Genomic DNA, 8,524 nt, shown 5'->3' on the forward strand with positions numbered 1-8,524 from the left:
AAAAGATGAGTAAAGTCTATCGTGTATATGTTGAAAAGAAAAGTGCATATGCTATTGAAGCGAATGAGTTATTAAATAATATTCAGACACAATTAAAAATAGAAACAGTGACAGATGTTCATGTTGTGAATCGTTATGATCTTCAAGGTGTCAGTGAAGATGTTCTTAAACAAGGGATTCCAACAATTTTAAGTGAACCTATGGTTGATGAAATTTATCAGGAAGATTATCCTTTAAATGAACATCAAAAAGCTTTTGCGATTGAATTTTTACCTGGACAATATGACCAGAGAGCTGATGCCTGTGAGCAATGTTTTCAGGTTTTAACAGGTGAAAAAAATGTTAAGGTCAAATGTGCCAAATTAATTGTTTTAGAAGGACAGGTATCTGATGATGATGTCAAAGATATTCAAAATTATTTGATTAATCCAGTAGATCAGCGTTTGGCTTCATTAGATAAACCAGAACATTTGAATGATGAAGATGTACATATTAACCCTGTTCCAATTATTGATGGATTTATGGATATGAGTGATGATGAATTGAAACGCTTTATACAAGATAATGGTATGGCCATGAATGAAGATGATTTAAAAGTCACTCAAGATTACTTTAAAAATGAAGAAAAACGTAATCCAACAGAAACTGAATTAAAGGTATTAGATACATATTGGTCTGATCATTGTCGTCATACAACATTTGCGACAATCATTACAGATTTAGACATTGAAAATGGTGCATTTAAAGAAATTTTAGAAAAAGATGTTGAAAATTATAAAACATCACGTCATTTGGTTTATGGTGTGAATACAGATCGTCCATTAACTTTAATGGATTTAGCAACGATTTCTATGAAAGAATTAAGAAAAACAGGCTATTTAGATGATTTAGAAGTTTCTAAAGAAATTAATGCCTGTTCTGTAGAATTGACTGTTCATACCAATGAAGGTGATGAAGAATGGCTATTGATGTTTAAAAATGAAACACATAACCATCCAACAGAAATTGAACCATTTGGTGGGGCAGCAACATGTTTAGGTGGTGCCATTCGTGATCCTCTTTCAGGACGTGCTTATGTTTACCAGTCTATGCGTATTACAGGAGCTGGAGATCCAAGACAGCCATTAGACGAAACAATGAAAGGAAAACTTCCTCAACGTAAAATCTGTCAGGAAGCAGCTCATGGTTTTTCAAGCTATGGAAACCAGATTGGTTTAACAACTGGTTTTGTCCATGAAATTTATGATGATGGATTCCTTGCAAAACGTATGGAACTTGGTGCCGTTGTGGCAGCTGCACCAAAAGATCAGGTAAAACGTTTAGAACCATTAAAAGGACATATTGTTTTATTGATTGGTGGACGTACTGGTCGTGATGGTATTGGTGGAGCGACAGGTTCATCAAAATCACATGAATTAAAAACCACAACAACAGCTGGAGCTGAAGTTCAAAAAGGAAATCCAGTAGAAGAAAGAAAAATTCAAAGATTATTTAGAAATCCTGAAGTGTCAAAACGTATTGTACGTTGTAATGACTTTGGGGCAGGTGGAGTCTGTGTAGCCGTAGGTGAATTGGCAGATGGACTGGAAATCAATTTAGATGCTGTCTTAAAGAAATATGAAGGTTTAACAGGAACAGAATTAGCGATTTCTGAATCTCAGGAACGTATGGCTATTGTGATTGATCCTCGTGATGAAGCTTTCATTAAAGCTGCCTGTGATCAGGAAAATCTTGAAGTTGTCAAAGTCGCAACAGTCACTGATAAAAACCGTTTAACAATGTCTTATATGGGACAGACAGTTGTAGATATTGATCGTGGTTTCTTAGATAAGAATGGAGCTTCACGTTATCAGAATATTCATGTTGAATTACCTGATTTTGATCATACACCTTTTGATGAAGTGAAACAGACATCATTTGTCAAAACTTCAAAAGATGTTTTAAGTCGTTTATCTGTTTGTAGCCAAAAAGGATTGGTGGAAAGATTTGACTCATCTATCGGTAATGGAACTGTTTTATCACCATTTGGTGGAAAGACTTTAAGAACTGAAACTGAAGGTATGGTCGCTTTAATTCCGGTATTACAAAAAGAAACAACAACATGTTCAATCATGAGTTATGGTTATAATCCTGTCATTTCAAAATGGTCACCTTATCATGGTTCTATTTATGCGATTGTTGAATCTATTGCGAAAATTGTCGCAATGGGTGGAGATTATCATACAATTCGTTTCTCTTTCCAGGAATATTTTGAAAAATTACTTGATATTCCAGAAAAATGGGGAAAACCATTTGCAGCATTACTTGGTGCATATCGTGTTCAATCTGAAATGAAACTTCCATCTATTGGAGGAAAAGATTCTATGTCAGGATCATTTGAAGATATACATGTGCCACCAACACTTGTCTCTTTTGCGATTACTGGTGGAGATGTGCAAGATGTGATGACACCAGAATTAAAAGCAGCTCATCATACTTTGGTAGAAGTGATGTTACCAAAAGATGAATTCCATATTTTTGACTTTGATGCTTTAAAAGCACAATATGATGGTATTATGGAATTGATGAAAAATAAACAGGTTTATAGTGCTTATACTGTCAAAGATGGTGGTGTGATTGAAGCTGTTTATAAAATGGCATTTGGAAATGCAATTGGTGTACAATTGAATGATGAATTGGCATTAGAAAGCTTTGTTCAAAAAGATTATGGACATATCATCTTAGAAGTTGAAAATGATTCAGTTGTGACATTGCCACATACAAGAATTATTGGACATACAGTTGATTCATCTGTTATGATATATCGTGATGAAACTTTATCATTAGATGAAGCTTATCAAGTTTATGAATCTGTTTTAAATGATGTTTATCCAACAACAGAAAAAGCTCCAACAAGTGATATGATTGTGAAAGACTGTCATCAAAGAAGTGAATTAAAAGCAAAACAGACATATGATGAAGTCAAAGTTGTTATTCCAGTATTCCCAGGAACAAACTGTGAATATGATTCAAAACGTGCTTTTGAACGTGCTGGCGCAACAGTTCAACTCGTCTTGATGCGAAATAAAACAGCTCAAGAAATGAAAGATTCTGTTGAAGAATTAGAAAAGGCTATTCGTCAATCACAAATTATGATGTTACCTGGTGGATTTAGTGCTGGTGATGAACCAGAAGGATCTGGTAAATTTATTGCGACAGTTTTAAGAAGTCCAAAACTAAAAGCTGCCATTGATGATTTATTAGAAAATCGTGATGGATTGATGATTGGAATTTGTAATGGATTCCAGGCATTAGTGAAATTAGGATTACTTCCTTATGGACATATTAAAGATATGGATGAAAATGATCCAACATTAACATTCAATACAATTGGTCGTCACTTATCTCAGATGGTGAATACAAGAATTGCTTCTGTAAAATCACCTTGGTTAACAGGTGTGAATGTAGGAGATATTCATACTGTTCCTATTTCTCATGGAGAAGGACGTTTTGTTGCTCCAAAAGAAGACATTGAACAATTATTTGAAAATGGGCAGGTTTTTAGTCAATATGTAGATGAAAACAATCAGCCAACTATGGTTTCACCATATAATCCTAATGGATCAATGATGGCTATTGAAGGTATTGTTTCAAGTAATGGACGTGTATTAGGAAAAATGGCTCATAGTGAACGTCAAGGTGAAAATAGAAATAAGAATATTTATGGTGAAATGAATCAGAAATTATTTGAAGCAGGTGTAAATTATTTTAAAGGTGGTAAATAAATGGAAAGACAAATTTTTGAAAGTATGACACTTTGTCCTTTAGATGGACGTTATAGTAATGTCAAAGATGCTTTTGCCCAATATTTTAGTGAATATGCTTTAGTTAAATATCGTGTATATGTAGAAATTCAGTGGTTAAAGTTCTTGATTGAAAATATTGAAAGTGATATCTTAAAGAATTTTGATCAAGCCAATATGAAACAAATTGAAGATATAGCTAATCATTTTGATGAAGAAGCTTTTGCCAAAATTAAAGAGATTGAATCTTCAACACGTCATGATGTTAAAGCTGTAGAATATTATATTGGTAATACTTTAAAAGAAATGGGTTACGATGATTTAATCAGCTTTGTTCATATCGGTTGTACTTCAGAAGATATCAATAATACGTCTTATGCTTGTATGATTAAACATGGTTTACAAGATGTCTGGTTAAAAAAAGCAAATGAAGTTGTAGATGCAATGAATAAATGGGCAATTGAACATAGTGATGATGCCATGTTGGCACATACACATGGTCAACCAGCGACACCAACAACAATTGGTAAAGAATTTAAAGTCTATGCTTATCGTTTTGCTTCTAGTATTGAAAATATTAAAAATATTCAGATTAAAGCAAAATTCAATGGTGCAACAGGAAATTATAGTGCTATTTTAACAGCTTTTCCAAATGTTGACTGGCCTGCACAAGCTAAGAAATTTGTTGAAGAATATTTAGGTTTAACTTTCAATCCATTAACAACACAAATTGAAAGTCATGATTATACTTGTCATATTTTAGACGGTATTCGTCATTTCAATAATATTTTAATGGATTTAGATGTTGATATGTGGCTTTATATTTCTATGGAATACTTTAAACAGATTCCAGTTCAAGGAGAAGTAGGAAGTAGTACAATGCCTCATAAAGTGAATCCAATTCGTTTTGAAAACAGTGAAGCCAATGCAGATATGTCAAATCATATTTGTGTAGCTTTATCTAATAAGTTACCAAAATCTCGCATGCAAAGAGATTTATCTGATTCTTCTAGTCAAAGAAATTTAGGATTAGCTTTTGGATATTCTTTACAGGCTATGAATGAAACATTAAATGGACTTGCTAAATGTGTAGTGAATAAAGAAAAATTAGCATATGATCTTAATGAAAAATGGGAAGTTTTAGCTGAACCAATTCAAACAATGTTAAGAAAATATGGTGTGCCTGATGCTTATGATACTTTAAAAGCTCTAACAAGAGGAAAAAGTATTTCTAAAGAAGATATTTTGAAATTTACTGAAAGTTTAGATATTCTTTCTGATGAAGACCGTGAAACTTTAGTGAATATGACACCAGCTTCTTATATTGGTAAAGCAAGTGAACTTGCAAAAATGAAATAAATAGAGAAGGTAATGGGCATCTATGATGAACATTACCTTTTTACATAAACAAAAACTATATAATTTATGCTTTACAATGAATTGATCAATCAATCTGATATTTTAACCATGAAAAGTTTGGATATGTTATAATTGTTATAAAAGGGGATGAGATAATGAAATATCGTGTTATTTATAATAAAGGACTACCTAAGTCCATGTTAGAAAAGATAAAAAATAGGGAATATACATTAGATGAGATTCATTCTATGTATCAAGTTATAAAAAGAAACCATGATGCTAAACAAAAGGGATGGATACGTGCTATGATCATTTTGATAATATGTATTGTTGGCGTAGGTGGTTTAGGAATAACAAAAGTTCAACAACAGGCCTTAATAGTTTATCTTTTTTCCATTGGTTTTGTAGCTGAATTATGTATCTTGATATTGATATATGCAAAAATCAATGCAGTCAATAAAGAAATGAACCAACTTCAAAAAGCGTTAGAAATAGGGTATCCAGAATTGGCTGAAAGATTTTTTGTGAAATCGTGATATTTTTCTCAAAAACTTAGCAGCGAAAGACATTTATGAGATAAAAGAACCTATATAATATATAGCTTTATGATTTAGAAAATATATGAAAAATGTCGATAGAAATGTTAAGATTATGTTAAAAATATTTACATTATGTTAGGAATATGTTAAGTTTTACTTGTGTATAAATAGGAGGGACATGATGGAACTGACAAACATATTCTCTTTGCTTGGAGGGTTGGCTTTATTCCTTTATGGGATGACAATGATGTCAAATGGTTTAGAGTTGGCTGCCGGGAATAAGATGAAGTCAATTTTGGAAAAATTGACAACAAATCGTTTTTTAGGGGTTGCAGTTGGAGCACTGATAACAGCAATTATTCAATCTTCATCAGCAACAACAGTTATGATTGTAGGCTTTGTTAATGCAGGACTTATGCAATTGAAAAATGCTGTATGGGTCATCATGGGTGCCAATATTGGAACAACAATCACAGGACAGCTGATTGCCTTGGATATTACAGCTTTAGCACCTATTATTGCTTTTATAGGGGTTGTATTAATTGCCTTTTTCAAAAGCAAGAAACTTGATGCAATTGGTGAAATTATTGCTGGTTTAGGTATTTTATTTATGGGGATGGAAATGATGTCAACAGCAATGGCGCCATTAAGAGAGTCTGCAGAATTTGCAAATATTGTCGCAAACTTCCAAAATCCATTGATTGGTATTTTAGTAGGTGCAGTCTTTACTGCCATCATTCAGTCATCATCAGCGTCAGTAGGTATTTTACAGGCGTTAGCGATGAGTGGAGTTGTAACTTTACCATCAGCTATTTATGTTTTATTTGGACAAAATATCGGAACATGTATTACGGCTGTATTGGCTTCCATTGGGGCTAATCGCAATGCCAAACGTACAACCATTATTCACTTATCATTCAATATTATAGGAACAATTATCTTTGTTATTATTAGTATGACAACACCATTTGCTGCGTTTATGGCATCATTAACACCAACAAATGTTGCTGCACAAATTGCCAATGTACATACAGTATTTAATGTTGTGACAACAATCATCTTGTTGCCAATTGGAACAAAACTGGTCGATTTATCATTCATTATTTTACCAGAAAAGCCAGAATTGGAAGGAAAGATGCAGTTAAAATACTTAGACTTTGGTATTTTTACAAACGACTATCATATTGGAATAAGTGCTATTGCGAATACGCAGTTGTTCAATGAAACACAGAACATGCTAGATGTTGCAATAGACAATGTCCGCAAATCATTTGAACTTTTGATAGAGTTCAAGGAAGACAAATATGAAAAGCTACAAAAGAATGAAGAATATATTAACTATTTGAATAAAAATATCGTAGACTTTACAACAAATGCGATTTCAACAGAATTTCCAGTAGAAGGATCACAGGCCATTGGTTTATTCATGAAGATATCATCAGACATTGAAAGAATTGGAGATCATGCGGTGAACATAGCCCAAAGGGCCGAGCTACTTCAAAGTGAAGACAGACGATTCTCACATGAAGCTATGGATGAGATCGGAATCATGAGCAGTCTTTGTGTCAATATACTAGATGAGCTGAGAATCATGAACTATGATGAGTTCAGTAGCATTGTAGACAAAGTTGATGTAATAGAAGAGAACATAGACAAGACACATCATCAGTTTACAGTGAATCAGCTTAAGAGATTGAAAGATAAAAAATGTACAACAGAGAACAGTGTTGTCTATACAAAGATTCTTACAGATTTTGAAAGAATTGGAGATCATGGATTGAACATAGCCAAAGGTTTCTATAAAGCAAGAGAAGCAATGAAAGCTATGAAAATGGTGAAACCAGAAATGATCGAAGAAACAGAAAAAGCAACAGCGTAAAACTTTATGTGAAAACATAAAGTTTTTCTGTTTTTAAAGTTAAAAATAATATTTTATATAAACAGTAGTTTCTATGATGAAAATTTGTTATAATATTGAACAACATAGGAGGTAATAATAATGAAAAAAGTTATATCAACGGATAAAGCACCAGGAGCTATTGGACCATATAGTCAGGGTATTGATTTAGGAGATATTATTTTCTTTTCTGGTCAAATTCCTTTGAATCCTCAAACTGGTGAAATGCCAGAAGGAATCGAAGCACAAACAAAACAGGCTTTAGATAATGTCAAAGGATTACTTGAAAGTCAAAATTTAGATTTTTCTCATGTTGTAAAGACAACAGTATTTTTAGACGATATGAAAGATTTTAATACTGTTAATAGCATTTATGCTCAATATTTTGTAGAGCCTTATCCTGCTAGAAGTGCTATTGAAGTAGGAAGCTTACCAAAAGGCGCACTTATAGAAGTGGAAATTATTGCCGTCAAATAACACTATTATTTTAGCTGAAAGATTTCATCATTATATTAAAATTTATTATAGTGATGGACATACGGAAATTATTTTTGAAGATATAAAAAGTTATCTTCAACAAAAAAGAGCAAAAAAAGGATATAAAAATGCTATTTTACTACATGAAAATTGGCTATATCCAACTATGAATCAAAAAGATTATTCATGTCATTGGGTTAACTTGTATTATTTACGTGAAAAAAATCCTTATTGTAAGCAATTATTAAAGGATAAAAATATATATCAAAAAGCAAAAATTATGTATATAAAACAAATTCAAAAAGAAATGAATACCTATGGTCATACAGTAAAAGAACTAAGGTAATACTTCAATGTCATTAAGTTAAGATGACAATATTTAACCAGGAATTGTATGGAAATATATTTTTCCTGGTTTTTAATATTTACTCAAGCTCAAAAAGTGTAGTCTTGAAACTACATCTGTCAAG

The 8,524-nt window shown here is 32.3% G+C and carries 6 protein-coding genes; all 6 read left to right on the top strand.

The annotated features are described in order from the left end of the window. The first annotated feature begins 5 nt into the window (after window positions 1–5). The 6 genes from B5G32_RS09085 to B5G32_RS09110 all read left to right on the top strand — a co-directional run bounded on the left by B5G32_RS09085 (window position 6) and on the right by B5G32_RS09110 (window position 8,400). Window positions 6–3,764, top strand: coding sequence for a phosphoribosylformylglycinamidine synthase (locus B5G32_RS09085; RefSeq protein ID WP_087936457.1), 3,759 nt, complete (start codon window positions 6–8; stop codon window positions 3,762–3,764). Beyond that, on the top strand, window positions 3,765–5,141 hold the full coding sequence (gene purB / locus B5G32_RS09090) for an adenylosuccinate lyase (RefSeq protein WP_087936458.1): 1,377 nt from the start codon (window positions 3,765–3,767) through the stop codon (window positions 5,139–5,141). A 155-nt stretch (window positions 5,142–5,296) separates the two neighbouring features. After that, the gene (locus B5G32_RS09095) at window positions 5,297–5,677 is read left to right on the top strand and encodes a hypothetical protein (protein WP_087936459.1); all 381 of its coding nucleotides are present in this window, start codon (window positions 5,297–5,299) and stop codon (window positions 5,675–5,677) included. A 184-nt stretch (window positions 5,678–5,861) separates the two neighbouring features. Beyond that, window positions 5,862–7,559, top strand: coding sequence for a Na/Pi cotransporter family protein (locus B5G32_RS09100; protein WP_087936460.1), 1,698 nt, complete (start codon window positions 5,862–5,864; stop codon window positions 7,557–7,559). A gap of 120 nt (window positions 7,560–7,679) precedes the next feature. After that, on the top strand, window positions 7,680–8,054 hold the full coding sequence (locus tag B5G32_RS09105) for a RidA family protein (protein ID WP_087244434.1): 375 nt from the start codon (window positions 7,680–7,682) through the stop codon (window positions 8,052–8,054). Beyond that, on the top strand, window positions 8,041–8,400 hold the full coding sequence (locus B5G32_RS09110) for a hypothetical protein (protein WP_087244435.1): 360 nt from the start codon (window positions 8,041–8,043) through the stop codon (window positions 8,398–8,400). Before B5G32_RS09105 ends, B5G32_RS09110 begins: the two co-directional genes overlap by 14 nt. The last annotated feature ends 124 nt before the right edge of the window (window positions 8,401–8,524 follow it).

Origin of the sequence: Massilimicrobiota sp. An80, from assembly GCF_002159255.1 — a bacterium.
Lineage (GTDB): Bacteria > Bacillota_I > Bacilli_A > Erysipelotrichales > Coprobacillaceae > Allocoprobacillus > Allocoprobacillus merdigallinarum.

What these genes read in the sequence shown, in the direction of transcription:
- B5G32_RS09085 (WP_087936457.1), top strand. Translation starts at nt 6, where the DNA reads ATGAGTAAAGTCTATCGTGTATATGTTGAAAAGAAAAGTGCATATGCT.
- purB (WP_087936458.1), top strand. Translation starts at nt 3,765, where the DNA reads ATGGAAAGACAAATTTTTGAAAGTATGACACTTTGTCCTTTAGATGGA.
- B5G32_RS09095 (WP_087936459.1), top strand. Translation starts at nt 5,297, where the DNA reads ATGAAATATCGTGTTATTTATAATAAAGGACTACCTAAGTCCATGTTA.
- B5G32_RS09100 (WP_087936460.1), top strand. Translation starts at nt 5,862, where the DNA reads ATGGAACTGACAAACATATTCTCTTTGCTTGGAGGGTTGGCTTTATTC.
- B5G32_RS09105 (WP_087244434.1), top strand. Translation starts at nt 7,680, where the DNA reads ATGAAAAAAGTTATATCAACGGATAAAGCACCAGGAGCTATTGGACCA.